The organism is Afifella pfennigii DSM 17143 (genome assembly GCF_000688515.1).
GTDB classification, from domain to species: domain Bacteria; phylum Pseudomonadota; class Alphaproteobacteria; order Rhizobiales; family Afifellaceae; genus Afifella; species Afifella pfennigii.
Genome location: NZ_JHZK01000044.1, coordinates 1 through 17,518, shown reverse-complemented (window position 1 = coordinate 17,518; position 17,518 = coordinate 1). Strand labels below are relative to the sequence as shown.

General features: G+C 67.0%; 19 protein-coding genes and 1 pseudogene. 14 read left to right on the top strand and 6 right to left on the bottom strand.

The features are described 5' to 3' along the window. The 3 genes from Q331_RS22660 to Q331_RS22650 form a co-directional block, all read left to right on the top strand. Positions 1-310, top strand: a 310-nt coding sequence (locus Q331_RS22660) for an IS4 family transposase (RefSeq protein ID WP_026381883.1), incomplete at its 5' end; no start/stop codon positions are given. Positions 311-587: 277 nt separating this feature from the next. Next, positions 588-932, top strand: a complete 345-nt coding sequence (locus Q331_RS22655) for a chorismate mutase (protein ID WP_051631353.1) — start codon at positions 588-590, stop codon at positions 930-932. Positions 933-1,018: 86 nt separating this feature from the next. After that, the gene (locus Q331_RS22650; protein ID WP_034493149.1) at positions 1,019-1,846 is read left to right on the top strand and encodes a DUF1194 domain-containing protein; all 828 of its coding nucleotides are present in this window, start codon (positions 1,019-1,021) and stop codon (positions 1,844-1,846) included. A 58-nt stretch (positions 1,847-1,904) separates the two neighbouring features. Here the strand turns inward: Q331_RS22650 and Q331_RS0118480 are convergent, their stop codons facing one another. Continuing rightward, positions 1,905-3,323, bottom strand: coding sequence for an FAD-binding oxidoreductase (locus Q331_RS0118480; protein ID WP_026381882.1), 1,419 nt, complete (start codon positions 3,321-3,323; stop codon positions 1,905-1,907). A 175-nt stretch (positions 3,324-3,498) separates the two neighbouring features. Here Q331_RS0118480 and Q331_RS0118475 point away from each other — a divergent pair, with 175 nt between their 5' ends. Further along, entirely contained in the window at positions 3,499-4,194 is a 696-nt protein-coding gene (locus tag Q331_RS0118475; protein WP_026381881.1) for a winged helix-turn-helix transcriptional regulator, read from the top strand. A 9-nt stretch (positions 4,195-4,203) separates the two neighbouring features. Here Q331_RS0118475 and Q331_RS0118470 read toward each other — a convergent pair whose 3' ends face one another. Then, the gene (locus Q331_RS0118470) at positions 4,204-5,139 is read right to left on the bottom strand and encodes a GlxA family transcriptional regulator (protein WP_245615741.1); all 936 of its coding nucleotides are present in this window, start codon (positions 5,137-5,139) and stop codon (positions 4,204-4,206) included. 268 nt (positions 5,140-5,407) lie between these two features. Here Q331_RS0118470 and Q331_RS0118465 point away from each other — a divergent pair, with 268 nt between their 5' ends. Both Q331_RS0118465 and Q331_RS0118460 read left to right on the top strand, forming a co-directional pair. Further along, the gene (locus Q331_RS0118465; RefSeq protein WP_026381879.1) at positions 5,408-7,087 is read left to right on the top strand and encodes a formate--tetrahydrofolate ligase; all 1,680 of its coding nucleotides are present in this window, start codon (positions 5,408-5,410) and stop codon (positions 7,085-7,087) included. Between the two features lie 70 nt (positions 7,088-7,157). Then, a complete protein-coding gene (locus tag Q331_RS0118460; protein WP_026381878.1) occupies positions 7,158-7,916 on the top strand; it encodes an SDR family oxidoreductase in 759 nt (252 codons plus the stop codon). Between the two features lie 8 nt (positions 7,917-7,924). Here Q331_RS0118460 and Q331_RS22645 read toward each other — a convergent pair whose 3' ends face one another. Further along, on the bottom strand, positions 7,925-8,269 hold the full coding sequence (locus Q331_RS22645) for a type II toxin-antitoxin system RelE/ParE family toxin (RefSeq protein ID WP_051631352.1): 345 nt from the start codon (positions 8,267-8,269) through the stop codon (positions 7,925-7,927). Continuing rightward, positions 8,269-8,529: a CopG family ribbon-helix-helix protein gene (locus Q331_RS0118450; protein WP_026381877.1), complete on the bottom strand. Its 261-nt coding sequence runs from the start codon at positions 8,527-8,529 to the stop codon at positions 8,269-8,271. Before Q331_RS0118450 ends, Q331_RS22645 begins: the two co-directional genes overlap by 1 nt. A gap of 146 nt (positions 8,530-8,675) precedes the next feature. Between Q331_RS0118450 and Q331_RS0118445 the strand changes: the two are divergent. After that, positions 8,676-8,873: pseudogene (locus Q331_RS0118445) on the top strand (3-oxoacyl-ACP reductase); the annotation flags it as partial. Between the two features lie 33 nt (positions 8,874-8,906). Here Q331_RS0118445 and Q331_RS0118440 read toward each other — a convergent pair. Continuing rightward, complete coding sequence (locus tag Q331_RS0118440; protein WP_026381875.1) at positions 8,907-9,920, bottom strand: hypothetical protein; 1,014 nt, start codon at positions 9,918-9,920, stop codon at positions 8,907-8,909. A 241-nt stretch (positions 9,921-10,161) separates the two neighbouring features. Here Q331_RS0118440 and Q331_RS0118435 point away from each other — a divergent pair, with 241 nt between their 5' ends. The 5 genes from Q331_RS0118435 to Q331_RS0118415 all read left to right on the top strand — a co-directional run bounded on the left by Q331_RS0118435 (position 10,162) and on the right by Q331_RS0118415 (position 16,369). Further along, positions 10,162-11,412: a sarcosine oxidase subunit beta family protein gene (locus Q331_RS0118435; protein WP_026381874.1), complete on the top strand. Its 1,251-nt coding sequence runs from the start codon at positions 10,162-10,164 to the stop codon at positions 11,410-11,412. Between the two features lie 231 nt (positions 11,413-11,643). Then, positions 11,644-12,009, top strand: coding sequence for a sarcosine oxidase subunit delta (locus tag Q331_RS0118430; RefSeq protein ID WP_026381873.1), 366 nt, complete (start codon positions 11,644-11,646; stop codon positions 12,007-12,009). Beyond that, positions 12,009-15,080 carry a sarcosine oxidase subunit alpha family protein gene (locus Q331_RS22640; protein ID WP_051631351.1) on the top strand — a complete coding sequence of 1,024 codons (3,072 nt, stop codon included), beginning with the start codon at positions 12,009-12,011 and terminating at the stop codon, positions 15,078-15,080. Before Q331_RS0118430 ends, Q331_RS22640 begins: the two co-directional genes overlap by 1 nt. After that, positions 15,073-15,732, top strand: coding sequence for a sarcosine oxidase subunit gamma (locus Q331_RS22635; RefSeq protein ID WP_051631350.1), 660 nt, complete (start codon positions 15,073-15,075; stop codon positions 15,730-15,732). Before Q331_RS22640 ends, Q331_RS22635 begins: the two co-directional genes overlap by 8 nt. Positions 15,733-15,751: 19 nt before the next feature. After that, positions 15,752-16,369, top strand: coding sequence for a class I SAM-dependent methyltransferase (locus Q331_RS0118415; RefSeq protein WP_026381872.1), 618 nt, complete (start codon positions 15,752-15,754; stop codon positions 16,367-16,369). A 115-nt stretch (positions 16,370-16,484) separates the two neighbouring features. Here the strand turns inward: Q331_RS0118415 and Q331_RS23995 are convergent, their stop codons facing one another. Beyond that, complete coding sequence (locus Q331_RS23995) at positions 16,485-16,634, bottom strand: hypothetical protein (RefSeq protein ID WP_169738537.1); 150 nt, start codon at positions 16,632-16,634, stop codon at positions 16,485-16,487. A 287-nt stretch (positions 16,635-16,921) separates the two neighbouring features. Between Q331_RS23995 and Q331_RS22630 the strand changes: the two genes are divergently transcribed. Both Q331_RS22630 and Q331_RS23595 read left to right on the top strand, forming a co-directional pair. Then, positions 16,922-17,107: a ribbon-helix-helix domain-containing protein gene (locus Q331_RS22630; protein ID WP_034493146.1), complete on the top strand. Its 186-nt coding sequence runs from the start codon at positions 16,922-16,924 to the stop codon at positions 17,105-17,107. Between the two features lie 191 nt (positions 17,108-17,298). Further along, a partial coding sequence (locus tag Q331_RS23595) for a DUF4372 domain-containing protein (RefSeq protein WP_156953296.1) occupies positions 17,299-17,518 on the top strand: 220 nt, incomplete at its 3' end.

Below are 17,518 nucleotides of genomic sequence, written 5' to 3'. Positions count from 1 at the left end.
CGAGATCGCCGACCTCTACAAAAGGCGCTGGGCCATCGAGCTGTTCTTCCGGTGGGTCAAGCAGACGCTCAAGATCAGGCATTTTCTCGGGCGCGGCGAGAACGCCGTGCGCATCCAGATCGCCGTGGCGCTCATCGCCTTCCTCATCCTGCGCCTCGCCCAGGCCGCCCAGAACGCCATTCAAAGCCCGCTCGCCTTCGCCAGGCTCGTGCGCGCCAACCTCATGCACAAAAAGCGCATCGACCGCCTGATCGAGCCACCCCCAGAGCCGTCCAAGGACCCCAACCAAATGCTCCTGCAATGGGCGTGAAATTAAACCGGACAGCCGTGGGTCGAGCCCGGCCATGACGACAACACGGGGGAGCGAGCCGGCCATGACGACCATGAACGCTGATTCAGAGAATCATGAACGCTGAATCATAGAATGTCGTCATGCCAAGGCCCCGCCTTGGCATCCATTCCGCTCCGCTCGCGGAGCATGGGGCGCCGAGCGTCTTGCGGCATTTCCCGCCGCGTGGCCGCTCTGAGGCCAGGCATGCGACAAAGCGGCTTGCCGCTTTTTCGCCCGGCGCTATAGACAGGCGCCCATGACCTTTCCCCCCGCTCAGACGCTTCCGGAGAATTGCCGCGCCATGGACGAGGTGCGCGCCGAGATCGACCGCTTGGACAGGATTCTCGTCGCCCTGATGGCCGAGCGCCAGCGCTATATCGAGGCGGCAGGGCGCATCAAGCCGCGCGCGGAGGAGGTTTATCTGCCCTGGCGCGTCGAGGATGTGGTGGCCAAGGTGCTCGCGGAGGCCGAAAAGCAGGGGCTTTCCCGGGCGATCGCCGAGCCGGTCTGGCGCCAACTCATCGCAAGCTGCATCGAGCACGAGCACGATATCTGGGCTTTGGAGCATGCCGGGGGCGAGAGAAACGAGGCGACCGGCTAATCCGTGCTTGTCTCCGGCGAAGCGCTAGCCGCCGCCATCCGGCAAATGTGATTGGACAGAAGCCGCTCTTCGCTCAAGCTTGTGCCATGCGGCGCTTTGCTCCTCTCTCGTCTCTGGCGGCGCTTCTAGCCTCGCTGCCGTTTTTGCCGCTGGTCGCCGCGGCGAGTGCGGAGGAAGTTCCCGTCGATCTGGAGCTGGTGCTTGCCGTCGATGTCTCTTGGTCGATGGACCCGGAGGAGCAGGCCTTCCAGCGCGCCGGCTACGAGGCGGCCTTCCGCGACCCGGCCGTCATTGCCGCCATCCGCGATGGCGGCTGGGGGCGCATCGCCGTCACCTATGTGGAATGGGCCGGCGACAGGCTGCAGCGCGTCGTCGTTCCCTGGAGGCTGGTGGAGGACGCGGCGAGCGCCGCCGCCTTCGCCGACCAGCTCGCCGCCACGGTCAGCGGCAGGCTGCGCCGCACCTCCATCTCCGGCGCGCTCGGCTTCGCCTTCGAGAGTTTCGAGGATAACGGCTTTGCCGGCCTGCGCCGGGTGGTCGATGTTTCCGGCGACGGCGCCAACAACCAGGGCCTGCCGGTGACGGTGGAGCGCGACCGACTGGTCGCCGCCGGCATCATCATCAACGGCCTGCCGGTGATGCTGAAGGGCCCCGATCCCGGCGGCTTCATGTCGATCCCCAATCTCGACATCTATTACGAGGATTGCGTCATCGGTGGCACCGGCGCCTTCGCCCTGCCGGTGCGCGAGGTCGCCGAATTCGCCACCGCCATCCGCCAGAAGCTTCTCCTGGAAATCGCCGCGTATGAACCGGGCGCGAACCCGCTTCTGAGGGCGCAGAGCGAGCCGCGCATCGATTGCATGATTGGCGAGAAGATGTGGCTGCGCTGGCGGCGCATGAACGACGATTTCTGACGCCGTCGGCGCTCCGCCGCCCCCGGGGGACGGGAACGGCGGCGTGCGTTCGGGCCGCTCAGGCCGGCGCGATGTTCTGGTTGGTGCGGAAGAGATTGTCGGGGTCGTAGGCCCGCTTGATCTCGGCGAGCCGGCGGTAGTTGGGCCCATAGGCCTCCCGGATCCTTCCCGCTTCGTCCTCGGGCATGAAGTTGACGTAGGCGCTTCCGAGCGCATGCGGGGCGACCGCCTGGAACAGGTCGCGTGCCCAGCCGATGCAGGCCGAATCCTCGCTCGGCTCGCGCCAGCGCGTATGCACGTTCATGACGAAATGCGCCTGCCGCTGGGGATAGGCCGTGGCGTCCGGCGCGACGCGGCTCATCGCCCCGCCGACATGGGCGAGGAACACCTCGCATTCCGGCCCCGGCAGCCGACCGACGGCCTCGATCAGCGTGTCGATCAGCGCCGCGTCGAGCTGGGCGAAGTCGTGCGTCTTCCAGTAGTTGCGCGCTCCCGGCGCGAGCAGCGGGTCGAAGGCCGCCTGCCAGCCGACGAAGGGATGCGGGGAGACGACGTCGACGATAGGCGTGCCGAGCCCGCGCAGTGCCGCTGTCGCCTTTTCGCCCTCCTCCATGTCGCCGGTCCAGATCATGGCGAGGATCAGCACCTTGCGCCCGTGCCATTCCTCCGGAAGGAAGGGGAGAGGCGGGGCCTGGCGCATCACCGCCCAGCAGGTGAGCTCGTCCGGAGCCTCGTCGAGGAGGTGCTGGTATCGCGTGAGGATGTCCCGCGCATCCTCGAACGGGTGCACGACGAGGCCGGAGAGCACTTGCGGCCCGACCGGGTGCAGGCGGAACTCAAAGTTGGTGACGACGCCGAAATTGCCGCCCCCGCCGCGCAGGGCCCAGAAGAGGTCCGGGTTCTCGCTCTCGCTCGCCCGCACCAGCCGTCCGTCGGAGAGGACGACGTCGGCGGAGATGAGATTGTCGATCGTCATGCCGTATTTGCGCGTCAGCCAGCCGAAGCCGCCGCCGAGGGTGAGGCCCGCAATGCCGGTCGTGGAGTTGATGCCGGTGGGCACGGCGAGGCCGAAGGCCTGCGTCTCGCGGTCGACGTCGCCGAGCGTCGCGCCGGGGCCGACATGGGCGATCCGGTTCTCCCGGTCGACCCGCACCCAGCGCATGGGCGAAAGGTCGATCTGCAGGCCGCCGTCGCAGACGGCGCTGCCGGCGATGTTGTGTCCGCCGCCGCGCACCGCGAGGACGAGGCCGTGCCGGCGGGCGACCTCCAAGGCGCAGATGACGTCGGCCGCCCCCTCGCAGCGCACGACGAGGCCCGGCCGGCGGTCGATCATGGCGTTCCAGATCGTGCGCGCCTCGTCGTAGCCCGCCTCGCGCGGCATGCAGGCGGCGCCGCGAAGCGTCTGCCGGAGCGCCTCCAGATCCTGCGGCGGGATGGCGGCGGGCGGCGCCGGGCTGGCAATGTCGAGATTGGTCATCGGTGTTCTCCCTGTCTCGTCCGGGGAGCCTGTGGCATCGGCGCGAAGGCACCCCGGGCCACGCAAAGGCAAGCGCAGGAGCACGGCCCGGACAAGTTCAGGATCTGGACCACTGGCGCGCAACCTTGAAATTACTCTACAATGACGGTGGGGCAGGAAGTCTGGGAGACGGCCAATGGGCGGCACCCAAAGCTACGGCCAGTTCTGCCCCGTCGCGATGGCGACGGAGATCGTCTGCACACGCTGGACCCCGCTGATCCTGCGGGAACTCTTCGCAGGCAGCAGCCGCTTCAACGACCTGCGCAAGGGCCTGCCGCGCATGTCGCCGACGCTTCTGTCGAAGCGCCTGAAGGAGCTGGAAACCGCCGGGATCGTGGAGCGCGTGCGCGGCGGCGACGGTTCATGGCACTACGGCCTCACCACGTCCGGAGAGGATCTGAAGCCGGTGGTCTTCGGCCTCGGCCTCTGGGGCCAGCGCTGGCTAGAGGCGCAGACCTCGCTGAAGAACCTCGATCCCTCGCTTCTCATGTGGGACATGCGGCGCAACCTCGACCCGACGCCGCTGCTGCCGCGCCGGGCGGTGATACAGATTCTGTATCCCGAGCTGCCGCGGCCCCGCCGCTACTGGTGGCTCATCGTCGAGGGGCGTGAGGTGGACCTGTGCTCGATCGATCCGGGCTTCGACGTCGACCTGCACGTCGTCTCCGATCTGCGCACCATGACGGCGATCTGGATGGGGTTGACGACGGTGGGAGAGGAGACCGCCTCGGGCCGGCTCAAGCTGATGGGCGATGAGTTCCTCGGCGCCTCCATGCAGCAATGGCTCGGCCTCAGCCCCTTTGCGGGCGAGGAACGACGCGTCGCCTCCTGATCGCGGGCCTCAGGCGGGCAGCCGATCGCGCCCCTGTCGTTCCTGCTGCGGCGAACGGCCGTAGAGCTCGCGGTAGCATTTGGAGAAATGCGAGGCGGAGACGAAGCCGCAGGCGACCGCCACCTCCACGATGGGCACGTCAGACTGGATGAGCAGGTAGCGCGCCCGGTCGAGCCGGATTTCCAGGTAGTAGCGCGCCGGTGAGCGGCCGAGATTGCGCCGGAACAGGCGCTCGATCTGCCGTCGCGAAAGGCCCGCATAGCGGGCTATCTCCAGGAGCGACAGCGGCTCGGCGACATTGGCCTCCATCAATTCGATGATGAACAGGAGCTTGGAATTCTGCAGTCCGAGCCGGGCTCTGAGCGGCAGGCGCTGGCGATCCTGCGCCCCGCGCATGCGGTCGGTCAGCGCCTGTTCGCAGACCTTGGTGACGGTGGCGTCGTCGAGATCGGCGCCGATGCGGTGCAGCATCATGTCGAGCGCCGCCGTGCCGCCGGCGCAGGTATAGATGTTGCCGTCCACCTCGAAGAGGTCGGCATAGACCTCCGCCTCCGGAAAGCGCTCGGAAAAGGCCGGAAGCGATTCCCAATGGATGGCGCAGCGCCGCCCGTCCAGAAGCCCGGCATCGGCCAGCACCCAGGCACCGGTATCGAGCGCGCCGATGCCCGTCCCCTGGCGGTCGAGCGTGCCGAGCCAGGTATTGAGCTCGTGGGAATGGAAGCGCTCCACGCCGAGCGAGCCGCAGACGAAGACGAAATCCGGCCGCTCGCCGGTGCGCGCCCGCTCCTTGGCCTCCCTCAGCGACATATCCGGCGTCAAGGCGATGCCGTTGGAGGCGCGCGCCGGCTCGCCGTCCAGCGAAATGAGGCTCCAGCGATAGCAGTCGCGCCCGCCCATGCGGTTGGCGATCCTGAGGGGCTCCACCGCCATGGCGAAGGCGAGCATGGTGAAGTTCGGCACGAGCACGAAGGCGTAGTGCTGGACGCGGATCTCAGCGGGCGGCGCCTTCAGCGGCTTGTGCCTCACATCTTGCACTGGCTCCTCCCACGCCGTTTCGGTTCCGGCTGCAGCCATGTCGCAAATGGGCCATTTAGGCTTATTCAAAGACGCTAGTGCTTCTTCCCGCCGGGCACAATGCCGCAAGAAAAGTGCCGGCCTGCCGAACCTTACGGGTTGGCCGGAAAAAACATACTGGAGTGCCGTGGGGAGGATGATGACGGAGCCCAAAAGCGACATTGAGATTGCGCGCGCCGCGCTGAAGAAGCCGATCTGGGATATCGGCGCCGGGCTTGGCATCGAAGCGGAATTCCTGGAGCCCTACGGCAACGACAAGGCCAAGCTCTCCGGCGCCTTCATCGACAGCCTCAAGGACCGTCCCGACGGCAAGCTCATCCTGGTCACCGCCATCAACCCGACGCCGGCGGGCGAGGGCAAGACGACGACCACTGTCGGTCTCGGCGACGGCCTCAACCGCCTCGGCAAGAAGACGGCGATCTGCCTGCGCGAGCCCTCGCTCGGCCCCTGTTTCGGGGTCAAGGGCGGGGCGGCTGGCGGCGGCTATGCCCAGGTCGTGCCGATGGAGGACATCAACCTTCATTTCACCGGCGACTTCCACGCCATCACATCGGCCAACAACCTTCTGTCGGCGATGATCGACAACCACATCTACTGGGGCAACGAGCTTAATCTCGATCAGCGCCGCATCACCTGGCGCCGGGTGATGGACATGAACGACCGGGCGCTGCGCGACATCGTCTGCTCGCTCGGCGGGGTCGCCAACGGCTTTCCGCGCCAGGGTGGCTTCGACATCACCGTCGCCTCCGAGGTCATGGCGATCCTCTGCCTTGCTTCCGATCTGAAGGATCTGGAAAAGCGCCTCGGCGACATCATCGTCGGCACCCGCCGCGACCGCGCCGCCGTCACGGCGCGCGATTTGAAGGCGGACGGGGCGATGGCCGTCCTGTTGCAGCAGGCGATGAAGCCGAACCTCGTCCAGACGCTGGAGAACAATCCCGCCTTCGTCCATGGCGGGCCTTTCGCCAACATCGCCCATGGCTGCAACTCCGTCGCCGCCACCAAGACGGCGCTGAAGCTCGCCGATTACGTGGTGACGGAGGCCGGCTTCGGCGCCGATCTGGGGGCGGAGAAGTTCTTCGACATCAAATGCCGCAAGGCTGGGCTGAAGCCGGCGGCGGCCGTCATCGTCGCCACCATCCGGGCGCTGAAGATGAACGGCGGCGTCGCCAAGGACGATCTTGCCGGGGAGAACGTCGCGGCGGTGGAGAAGGGCTGCGCCAATCTCGGCCGGCATGTGGAGAACGTGAAACAGTTCGGCGTGCCGGCGGTGGTCGCCATCAACCATTTCACCACCGATACCGATGCCGAGATCGCCGCGGTTCGCGATTATGTCGCCTCTCTCGGCGCCAAGGCCATCGTCGCCCGCCACTGGGCGGAGGGCTCGGCCGGCATCCTGGAGCTTGCCGAGGAGGTGGCGCGCATCGCCGATGCCGGCACGGCGCAGTTCTCCCCGCTCTATGCCGACGACATGCCGCTCTTCGCCAAGATCGACACGGTGGTGAAGCGCATCTATCGCGGCTCGGAGGCCATCGCCGACAAGGCGGTGCGCGATGAATTGAAGAAATGGGAGGCCGACGGCTTCGGTCATCTGCCGGTGTGCATGGCCAAGACCCAGTATTCCTTCTCCACCGATCCCAATCTGCGCGGGGCGCCGACCGGCCACACCGTGCCGGTCCGCGAGGTGCGTCTTGCCTCCGGTGCCGGCTTCGTCGTTGCCATCTGCGGGCAGATCATGACCATGCCCGGCCTGCCGCGCGTGCCTTCCTCAGAGAAAATCCGCCTCAACGATGATGGTCAGATCGAAGGCTTGTTCTAATGTCTTGAGCGGCTGGACGGCCCGCCATCGCCTCGCCGAGGCGTGGCAACGATAGGAGGGCGGAAACGACATGGCTGAAACGGCGAAGATCGCGCTCGTCACGGGCGGCGGCTCGGGCATCGGGCGGGCGGCGGCGAAGGCCCTGCTCTCGGCCGGCTGGACGGTCGTCGTCACCGGCCGCCGCCAGGAAGCGCTTGATGAAACCCTGCGCGAGGCCGGCGCCGGCGAGGGGCAGGGGCTGGCGATGGCCGCCGACGTTGCCGATGCGGGGGCGGTGGAGGCGCTCTTCGCCGAGATCGAGAAGCGCTTCGGCCGTCTCGACCTTCTCTTCAACAACGCCGGCACCGGTTCGTCGGCGGCGACGATCGACGAGATCCCGGTGGAGACCTTCAGGCGGGTGATCGACGTCAACGTGACGGGCTCGTTCCTGTGCGCGCGCGCCGCCTTCGCCCTGATGCGCCGACAGCGGCCGCAGGGCGGGCGCATCGTCAACAACGGCTCCATCTCCGCCCATGCGCCGCGCGTCGGCTCCGTGCCCTACACCACCTCCAAACACGCCATCACCGGCCTGACCAAGACGCTCGCGCTCGACGGGCGGGCCTTCGACATCGCCTGCGGCCAGATCGATATCGGCAATGCGGCGACCGAGCTGGCCACCGCCATGGTCAAGGGCGTGCCGCAGGCGAGCGGCCTCGTCGTCGCCGAGCCCACCATGGCCGCCGAGGAGGTCGGCGAGGCCATTCTGCACATGGCCTCGCTGCCCTTGTCGACGAATGTCCTCTTCATGACCATCATGGCGACGAAGATGCCCTTCGTCGGCAGGGGATAGGCCGCGCTCTACGCTTCGTCTTTTGGAACGTCGGGCGGCTGGACCTCGTAGTCGAAATCGTCTTCGATCTTCAGGCTCGGCGGCGGCTGGCGCCCATGCCGAATGGCGAGGATCACAAGCTCCCCACCCTTGACCTCGTAGTCGAGCAGATAGTCGCTGACAATGAACCGGCGCGCACCGGGAATCGGCAGACGCTCCGGTCCGAGACCGAGATCGGGGAACTGGGCTAGATTCCTCCGCGCCTCCTTCATCCTGGTAAGGAATGCCTCTGCTGCGGCACCGCTATGGCCGCGCAAATAGGCGGCTTCGGCGCGCAGGTAGTTGCGAGCACCACCCGAAAGGCGCACCCGCATCAGGCCGCCTTACCTCCGACGATCTTTTCGATCTCGCCCAGCACATCGTCCATTTCGTGGACGTCGCCATCGGCGACCTCGGACCGCGCCTTCCTGACCGCGAGGATGTCGGCACCCTCGCCGGCGAGATAGAGCCGGAGCGCACGCACCATCACCCAGCTTCTGGTGCGCTCGCAGGTCTTCGCGACGGCCTCGATCTCGGCAAGGACGTCGATCGGCAGGCGGATCGTGATCGGGTCGGACAGCGGAGATTTCGACATGGCTCTCTCTCTCTTCAGAATGTAATACGGTGTATTACAAAATGCGCATCGTCACAACCTGATCGTCACAACCTGGTTGCGGCCGAGGGCGGCAGACTTGGAGCCTCGTTCGCTCATCATCGTCGGCTTGCTGACGCGTCGGGAAGCTGGCCGCTGCCATGGTCAAGGGCGTGCCGCAGGCGAGCGGCCTCGTCGTCGCCGAGCCCACCATGGCCGCCGAGCCCATCATGGCGGCCGAGGAGGTCGGCGAGGCCGTTCTGCACATGGCCTCGCTGCCCTTGTCGACGAATGTCCTCTTCATGACGATCATGGCGACGAAGATGCCCTTCGTCGGCAGGGGCTGAGCCGCTTGCGCGCTGGCATCCGGCGGCTCGCTCTCAGCGCCAGACCATCGCCTGTTGCGAATCGTTCTGCCAGCTCGGCATCGACCAGGCGCGAACCTGCCATCCTTCCGAATCGTCCTCCTGGGAATAGGTCGGATCGATGCCCCATCCGCCTTCGTCCGGGTCGTAGTATCCCTCCGCGGCCCATGCCCAGGTGGTGACGTCCTTGACGACGATGTAGCTGGCGATGACGGCGCCGCCGACCGGGGCCTTGTAGGCGAGATAGGTGGTGTAGTTTTCCGTGGCGTTCGGCAGCGTGCCGACCCGGTACCAGGTATAGGTCGGCTCGCCTTCCATGGGCAGGCCGGGCCGGTCCTGGATGTCGTCGATCTCGCCCTCATTGGCGGCGATCGCCGAGCAGTAGAAGAGGTTCGGATCGCTCGTGTCGATGAAGTTGTGCGCATAGCCCGCCGTTCCGTTGACGGCGGCTGGAGTCCGGTCCTGTCCCCGGTAGCGCAGCCCGTTGATCAGCTGCAGGCAGCCTATGGTGCCGCCGACGAGGTCGGGCGCGCAGCTATAGGGGACCGGGCCGGAGCCCCATTGCACGACCAGAACGCCCTCATCCTCTGTCGGCTGGCTGATGTTGACCTGCACGTTGCCGGTATCGAATTCGGGGGCGACGATGATCGCCTGGCCGTTGGCCTGGAAGGGATTGTGCACTTCCTCCCAGATGAAGGTGCCGGTAATGGTGATGTTCATCGTGCCGACATCGACCCAGGCCGTCGCGATTGTGGCGGGGTCGCCGCCATAGCCGCCTTGGATGGTGGGGTTGACCTGCGTCTGGGCGGCGCCGAGCGCGTTGGTCTGGGTGACGGAGCCGCCGACGATCTGGGTTCCCGGCACCGCCCAGGTCGAGCTCACCACCTGCGCCGGTTGCCCGTTGACGAGGACGCGGATGCGAAAGGCGCAAAGCGCCCCGATCGGGATCGTATAGGTCTCGTTGGCCGCCACGAAGCTCTTCGTCGCGCTGTCGAAGGTGAAATCGAAATCGAAGGTCTGGTGTGTCATCTTTCAGCTCCTCTCGGCCATGTGTTCGGCCCGAGGTTGCCGAAGATAAATGCAACCTAAAATAGAATTATGCTGCGATGGTATCCATCGCGTTACGAGCGCGACAAAGCTCGCCCGACGTTCCGGCCATGCGGCCGGGCGCACCGTCGTCTGGCTGTTGCCGCCGTTTCTCGCCGCTAAGCGACAACATCACGCCGCTTCCTGATTTGCCCTTGCCTGAAACGGCGGCTAAACGGCGCCTATGCACGGCTACAACGTCCTGCGGCTCCTCCGCGAAGGCCTTTCCGGCCACAAGGGCTGGCAGCCCGCCTGGCGAAAGGCGGAGCCGAAAGCCTCCTATGACGCCGTGATCATCGGCGGCGGCGGCCATGGTCTTGCCACCGCCTATTACCTCGCCAGGCTGCACGGGCTCACCAATATCGCCGTCATCGAGAAGGGCTGGATCGGCGGCGGCAATGCGGGCCGCAACACCACCATCATCCGCTCCAACTATCTCTATGACGCCTCCGCGGCGATCTACAATCACGCCCTTCATCTTTGGAAGGGCCTGTCGCGCGAGCTCAACTACAACATCATGATGAGCCATCGCGGCGTCCTCAACCTCGCCCATGACGAGGGTGAGGCGCGGCAATTGAAGCGGCGCGTGGAGGCGAACCGCCTCAACGGGGTTCAGGCCGAATGGCTGGAGGCCAAGGAGGTGAAGGCCTTCTGCCCGCCCATCTCCATCGCGCCGGAGGCGCGCTATCCGGTGATCGGCGCCACCCTCCAGCGCGACGGCGGCGTCAACCGCCACGACGCCGTGGTGTGGGGCTTTGCGCGCGCCGCCTCGGCGATGGGCGTCGACATCATCGAAGAGTGCGAGGTGACCGGCATTGAAACCGAGAAGGGCGCCGTCACCGCCATTGAGACGACGCGGGGGCGCATCGCCACGCAGAAGGTTGCCTCCGTCGCCGCCGGCCACACCTCGGTGATCGCCGGCCTTGTCGGGCTGCGCCTGCCGATCGAGAGCCATCCTTTGCAGGCGCTTGTCTCAGAGCCTTTGAAGCCGGTGATGCCCTGCGTGGTCATGTCCAACGCCGTGCATGTCTATATGAGCCAGTCCTCCAAGGGCGAGCTCGTCATCGGTGCCGGCATCGACCCCTATCTCTCCTATACCCAGCGCGGCTCCTTGAGCATCATCGAGCATCAGATGGCGGCGCTGATCGAGCTCTTTCCCTTCGTCTCGCGCCTTCGGATGATGCGGCAATGGGGTGGCATCGTCGATGTCTGCCCGGACGCCTCGCCGATCATCTCCAAGACGGACGTGAAGGGCTTTTACGTCAATGGCGGCTGGGGCACCGGCGGCTGGAAGGCGACGCCCGCCTCCGGCCACGCCTTCGCCGACCTCGTCGCCAACGACGAGCCGAACGCGATCGCCGCGCCCTTCACCCTGGAGCGCTTCGTCACCGGCGATCTCGTCGCCGAGCACGGCGCTGCGGCCGTGGCGCATTAGGGAGGCGAGGATGCGAGGCTCTGTTCATTTTCGCGCGGCGGCTCCAGTGTCGTCACCCCCGGGCGCGGCCCGCGCATCCATGCGCCGGGGTTTTTCTCTGTCGTCATGCCCGGGCTTGACCCGGGCATCCATGCCTTTCCCGATGCGGCCCGCTTCTGCGGCCACGGCATGGTTCGCCGGATCAAGTCCGGCGATGACGACGAAGCTTGGTGGCCTCTCAAGGAGCCTTCCATGTTCGTGATCACCTGCCCCTATTGCGGCGAGCGCGACCTTACCGAGTTCGCCTATGGCGGCGAGGCGCATATTGCGCGCCCTCATTGGCGCGAGGACATGAGCGACGCCGAATGGGCCGACTTCCTCTTCATGCGCGCCAATCCCAAGGGGGTGCTGGCCGAGCGCTGGATGCATGCCGCCGGCTGTCGGCGCTTCTTCAACATGCTGCGCAACACCGCCACCGACGACATCCTCGCCGTCTACAGGATCGGCGAGACGCCGCCGAAGGTGGAGGCGCGCCTGCCGGCCACGCCCTCCGGCGAGGCGCCGCTCGGCTCCGGCAATGATGCGGTGAAGGTGATCCAGCCGGGCGAGGGCGGCTGATGGCCAAGCAGCCTTATCGCGTCGCAAAGCGCGGCCTCATCCAGCGCTCGCGCGTCATCCGCTTCACCTTCGACGGGCGCTCCTATCCCGGCCATCCGGGCGACACCCTCGCCTCCGCGCTCCTTGCCAACGGCCATCACATGCTCGCCCGCTCTTTCAAGTATCACCGCCCGCGCGGCATCCTCGCCGCCGGTTCGGAGGACCCGGTCGGCCTCGTCACCATCGGCGCGGAGGCCACGCGCCGCGACCCGAACACGCGCGCCGCCGAGCAGGAGCTCTATGAGGGTCTCGTCGCCAACGCCCAGAATTGCTGGCCCTCGCTCGCCACCGATTTCGGCGCCGTCAACGACGCTTTCGCCCGCTTCATGCCGGCCGGCTTCTATTACAAGACCTTCAAGGGCCCGCCGGGCACCTGGACGGGGATCTTCGAGCCCATCATCCGCGCCGCCGCCGGCATGGGAAGGGCGCCCGAACCGGGCGATCCGGACCGCTACGAGGCCGTTAACCGGCATTGCGACGTCCTCGTCGTGGGCGGCGGCCCGGCCGGGCTGATGGCCGCGCTCGCCGCCGGCCGCTCCGGCGCCCGCGTCATCTTCTGCGAGGAGACGGCGCGGCTCGGCGGCTCGGCGCTGGCGCGCGATCCGGAGGGCTTGCGCTTCGATGGCACGCCGCCGGCGCAATGGGTCGCCGATACGGAGAAGGAGCTGGCGGCGATGGAGGAGGTGACGGTGCTCCCCCGCACCTGCGCCTTCGGCTACTACGCGAACAACTTCGTCGGCCTGTGGGAGAAGGTCTCCGACCATTTGCCGGAGGAAAAGCGCTTGCGTCATCTGCCGCGCCAGCGCCTCTGGCGGGTGCGCGCCAGACAGGTCGTGCTGGCGACCGGCGCTCTGGAGCGCCCGCTCGTTTTCCACGAGAACGATCGGCCGGGAATCATGCTTTCCGGCGCCGTGCGCACCTTCCTGCACCGCTACGGGGTGATGGCCGGCAAGCGCCCGGCGGTCTTCACCAACAACGACAGCGGCTGGGTCGCCGCCTTCGATCTTGCCAGGGCGGGCGCGGAGATTGCCGCCATCGTCGATATCCGCCGGGAGATGGCGCCGGAGCATCTCGCCGAGGCGGCGCGGCTCGGCATTCCGATCCACGCCAGCTCCACCCTCGTCGGTACCGAGGGCCGGCGCCGCATCCGCCAGATCGAGGTGCGCCCGCTGCGCGAGGACGGCACGGTGGGCGAGGGCGGCTCCAAGATCGCCTGCGACCTGCTCGCCGTCTCCGGCGGCTGGGCGCCGAACGTGGCGCTTTTTTCCCAGTCGCGCGGCAAGCTTCGCTGGGATGCGGATATCGCCGCCTTCAAGCCGGGCCTTTCCTGGCAGCGCGAGCGCTCGGCCGGGGCGGCGAACGGCACCTTCGCGCTGCCTGATGTCCTGGCGGAAGGCGCGCGCGCCGGCGTGGAGGCGGCCGCGGCGGCCGGCTTTGCCTCCGGCGATGTCGCCGTGCCGGAGGTGGAGGGCGTGGAGCCCGGCCAGGGGCGCATCGAGGTGATGGCGGAGCTGCCCTCGCATCTGCCGGCGCATCGCCGCCGCGCCTTCATCGACCTGCAGGACGACGTGACCGCGAAGGATCTGCGCCTTGCCGTGCAGGAAGGCTATTCGGCGGTGGAGCACGCCAAGCGTTACACCACCACCGGCATGGGCACCGACCAGGGCAAGGTGGTGAACCTCAACGCCTTCGCCTTTCTCGCCGCCGAGCGCTGCGAGGAGCCGGTGCGGATCGGCACCACCACCTTCCGCCAGCCCTATAAGCCCGTCACCATCGCCGCGCTCGCCGGCCAGCATATCGGCCCGCATTTCGCCCCGCGGCGGATGACGCCCATGCATGCCTGGCATCGTCGCCATGGCGCCGTCTTCGAGCCGGTGGGCGATTGGCTGCGCCCGCGCGCCTATCTGCGTGCCGACGAACAGGACGGAGAGGATTTCTACGCCGCCGTGCAGCGGGAGGCACGGACCGCGCGCACCGCCTGCGGCGTGCTCGACGCTTCCACCCTTGGCAAGATCGACGTCAAGGGTCCCGACGCGCGCGAGTTCCTGGGTCGCGTCTACACCAATGCCTGGTCGAAGCTCGCCCCCGGCATGTGCCGCTACGGGCTGATGCTCGGCGAGGACGGCATGGTGATGGATGACGGCGTCACCGCCTGCCTCGCCGACGACCATTTCCACATGACGACGACCACCGGCGGCGCGGCGCGCGTCCTCGCCAAGCTGGAGGATTACCTGCAGACCGAATGGCCGGAGCTGAAGGTCTTTCTCACCTCCGTCACCGAGGAATGGGCGGTCGCCTCCATCTGCGGGCCGAAATCGCCGGCGCTTCTAGCCGAGCTTCTCGACGATTTCGATCCCGACCCGGAGCGCTTCAAGTTCATGGCCTGGCGGAACGCCACCATGAGCGGCATTCCCGTGCGCGTCTTCCGCATCTCCTTCACCGGCGAAATCTCCTACGAGATCAACATCCCCGCCACCTATGGGCGTTGGATGTGGCGCACCGTCCTGGAGAAGGGGGGCAAGTACGGCATCACGCCCTACGGCACGGAGGCGATGCATCTCTTGCGCGCCGAGAAGGGCTTCATCATCGTCGGCCAGGACACCGACGGCACGGTGACGCCGCACGATCTCAGGATGGACTGGATCGTCAAGAAGAACGGCGACTTCATCGGCAAGCGCTCGCTCTCGCGCTCCGACACGGCGCGCCCGGACCGCAGGCAACTCGTCGGCATCCTGACGGAGGACCCTGAGCTCGTCCTGGAGGAGGGGGCGCATATCCTCCAAAGGCGCAACGAGCCGGAGCCGCCCGTGCCCATGCTCGGCCATGTCACTTCCAGCTATTACAGCCCCAATCTCGGCCGCTCCATCGCGCTCGCGCTGGTGGAATCGGGCGGCAGGCGCATCGGCGAGCGGCTTTTCGCCACCAAGGGCGGCCTGCCGACCGTGCCGGTGCGCGTGACGGAGACCGATTTCCTGACCTTGAAGGCGAAAGGCCAGTTGCCGCAGCCGCCGCGGGAGGCGCTGCATGGCTGAGGAAAGGGTGGGACCGCCGGAGCGGCGCCTGCCGCTCTTCCGCCGCCAGGCGATCGAAGGCGCTCCGGGCACGATCAAGCTTGCCGAGCTTCCCTTTGCTGCGAAGTTCGTCCTTCGGCTCGACCCGGCGGCCGGCGAGGCGGCCTTCCGCCAGGCGGCAGGGCTCGACCTTCCGGCGGCGCCGCTGATGTCGGTGGTCAATGGCGAGCGCGCCGTGCTCTGGCTCGGCCCCGACGAGTTTCTTGTCGTGGCGCCGGAAGCGGAGGCGGGCGAGCTCGCCGAGGCGCTCGCCGCCGGCCTTGCCGACACGCATCACCAGTTCACCGAGGTCAGCAACTACTATACCGCCATCCTCGTGGAAGGCCCCAAGGCGCGCCAGGCTTTGATGAAGCTGACGACGCTCGACCTGCATCCGCGCGCCTTCAAGCCCGGCATGGTGGCCGGCTCGAATTTCGGCCATGCCCAGGCCTATCTGTGGCTGGAGCACGAGGAGGAGGGTGCGGCGCGCTTGCGCCTTTATGTGCGCTGGTCGATGGCGGAATATCTGTGGTGCGCGCTCGCCGAGGCGGGCCGCGAATGGGGCGTGCCGGAGCAGGAGCCCGTCGCCGGCGAGCCGATGCTGACGGAGAGCGTCACCTCCCGCAAGGCGTGAAAAGGGGGCGAGCCGGGCGATGACAAAGGCCGCACAGGCAACCTTCTGGGACAAGATCGCCGAGCGCTACGCCGCGCGCCCCCTGAAGGACCCGGACGCCTACGAAGCGATGCTGGCCGATGCCGCCGGCCGGCTGAAGCCGAGCGACCATGTGTTGGAGATCGGCTGCGGCACGGGTTCGACGGCGATTCGTCTGGCGCCCTCCGTGGCGCAATGGACGGCGGCCGATTTCTCGCCCGAGATGCTGCGCATCGCTAAGGCCAAGCCCGCGCCGCAGAACCTGCGTTTCGTTCTCGCCGATGCGCAGAGCGCCTTCGAGGGCGGGCCCTTCGACGTTATCTGCGCCTTCCAGGTGCTGCATCTGGTGGACGACCTTCCCGGCACGCTCTCGCGCATCCATGCGCAGCTGAAGCCCGGCGGCATGATGATCGCCAAGACCTGGTGTTTCGCCGACATGAAGCTGAGCCTGCGCGGTCTCTTCCTCGTGCTGCGCGCGGTCGGCCTTTTCCCGCCGGTCAATGCCCTTACCAAGACCGCTCTTCGCGAGAAAATCCGCGACGCCGGCTTCCAGATCGTCGACGAGCGTGTCTTCGGCACCAACCCCCACGGCCCCTACATCGTCGCCCGCAAGGCGTGAAGCCGCGCGCAAACAGGCCCTCGCGCGGGAATTGCACGAGACGCCGAGATCTCGGCTGAGGCTGGGAGCTGGCGAGCCGGCCGGCTTCGGCTAGGTCCTGGAGGCGTTTACGACCTTAGCGGACAAGGCCGTGGAGACGCAGCGCCTCCAGCGCGCCGGTCTCGCCCGGCATGGAGCGGGCGAAGCGCGAGCGCGCCCGCGCGGTAACTGGGTTGACGGCCTGACGGCGGTGCAGGCGGGCGACGAAGCGCGAAAAGGCGCTCATGGCCATTCTCCAGGGCGTAGCGACCGGCCAGAATTGGCGCCGATCATCTTGCGCACATGCTCCCGGCGCGACCTTTTCGCAAGTGGAAAACGACATCATGGCTACCATGCAAGGGTTGCATGGCTGGAGCATTTTGACGCAGACCTTTACCGCCTGCGTCTTACGCGACGTCATATCGCCCTATTGCGACCAATTTCCCGCGTAAGATTCACATTGTGCGCGATCGCACAGATCGTCGGTTCCTCTTCTGGTCTGGAACTGGCGACATGCCAAAGAAGGCCGGAACGATGATGAGCACCGTCGAGAAGATAAGCGTCGCCATCCCGCCCCAGCTTGCAGTCGTGCTGCAGCAGGCCGTGACCGATGGGCGGTATCAATCGATGAACGACGTCGTACGCGAGGCGCTCATCGAATGGCGCGACCGCCGCGCGAGCGCCGGTGCCACCCGGCACGAGATCCCGCGCCCGCGCTAGAGGCGCCGCCCCTTCTTCAAAGCCGGTACTCCGCCTAGCCTATCGTTCCCGGGCGCCAGCGGCTTTCACTGTCGTCATGCCCGGGCTTGACCCACGGCTGTCCGGTTTAATTTTGTGGACTGAGCGCACGGTGTTGATTCTACTCGTGTTCAGACGTTTGGCGTGTCTTCCGGACACGAGGGAGCAACACCGTGCGGCACCACAATAGCGTTTTCCACGACGTCTTGAAGCATGTTCCCTGGGGCGTGTTCGAACGGCTTGTGGACAAGCACCATGCGGACAAGCATGTGCGTCGGCTGTCGACCAAGAGCCAGTTCGTGGCCTTGCTCTATGGGCAATTGTCGGGGGCTCAGAGCCTGCGCGAGATCGTCGGCGGCCTTGAGAGCCATGCGGCCCGGCTCTACCATGTCG

Bases quoted from the DNA above. Each gene is read 5' to 3' on its own strand.
- Q331_RS0118470 (WP_245615741.1), bottom strand. From the start codon at position 5,139: ATGCTCGCCTTCGCCATGGCGGTGGAGCCCCTCAGGATCGCCAACCGC.
- Q331_RS22630 (WP_034493146.1), top strand. From the start codon at position 16,922: ATGATGAGCACCGTCGAGAAGATAAGCGTCGCCATCCCGCCCCAGCTT.
- Q331_RS0118475 (WP_026381881.1), top strand. From the start codon at position 3,499: ATGGGCGGCACCCAAAGCTACGGCCAGTTCTGCCCCGTCGCGATGGCG.
- Q331_RS0118435 (WP_026381874.1), top strand. From the start codon at position 10,162: ATGCACGGCTACAACGTCCTGCGGCTCCTCCGCGAAGGCCTTTCCGGC.
- Q331_RS0118415 (WP_026381872.1), top strand. From the start codon at position 15,752: ATGACAAAGGCCGCACAGGCAACCTTCTGGGACAAGATCGCCGAGCGC.
- Q331_RS22645 (WP_051631352.1), bottom strand. From the start codon at position 8,269: ATGCGGGTGCGCCTTTCGGGTGGTGCTCGCAACTACCTGCGCGCCGAA.
- Q331_RS0118465 (WP_026381879.1), top strand. From the start codon at position 5,408: ATGACGGAGCCCAAAAGCGACATTGAGATTGCGCGCGCCGCGCTGAAG.
- Q331_RS0118460 (WP_026381878.1), top strand. From the start codon at position 7,158: ATGGCTGAAACGGCGAAGATCGCGCTCGTCACGGGCGGCGGCTCGGGC.
- Q331_RS22650 (WP_034493149.1), top strand. From the start codon at position 1,019: ATGCGGCGCTTTGCTCCTCTCTCGTCTCTGGCGGCGCTTCTAGCCTCG.
- Q331_RS0118450 (WP_026381877.1), bottom strand. From the start codon at position 8,529: ATGTCGAAATCTCCGCTGTCCGACCCGATCACGATCCGCCTGCCGATC.
- Q331_RS0118440 (WP_026381875.1), bottom strand. From the start codon at position 9,920: ATGACACACCAGACCTTCGATTTCGATTTCACCTTCGACAGCGCGACG.
- Q331_RS0118480 (WP_026381882.1), bottom strand. From the start codon at position 3,323: ATGACCAATCTCGACATTGCCAGCCCGGCGCCGCCCGCCGCCATCCCG.
- Q331_RS22640 (WP_051631351.1), top strand. From the start codon at position 12,009: ATGGCCAAGCAGCCTTATCGCGTCGCAAAGCGCGGCCTCATCCAGCGC.
- Q331_RS23995 (WP_169738537.1), bottom strand. From the start codon at position 16,634: ATGAGCGCCTTTTCGCGCTTCGTCGCCCGCCTGCACCGCCGTCAGGCC.
- Q331_RS0118430 (WP_026381873.1), top strand. From the start codon at position 11,644: ATGTTCGTGATCACCTGCCCCTATTGCGGCGAGCGCGACCTTACCGAG.
- Q331_RS22655 (WP_051631353.1), top strand. From the start codon at position 588: ATGACCTTTCCCCCCGCTCAGACGCTTCCGGAGAATTGCCGCGCCATG.
- Q331_RS22635 (WP_051631350.1), top strand. From the start codon at position 15,073: ATGGCTGAGGAAAGGGTGGGACCGCCGGAGCGGCGCCTGCCGCTCTTC.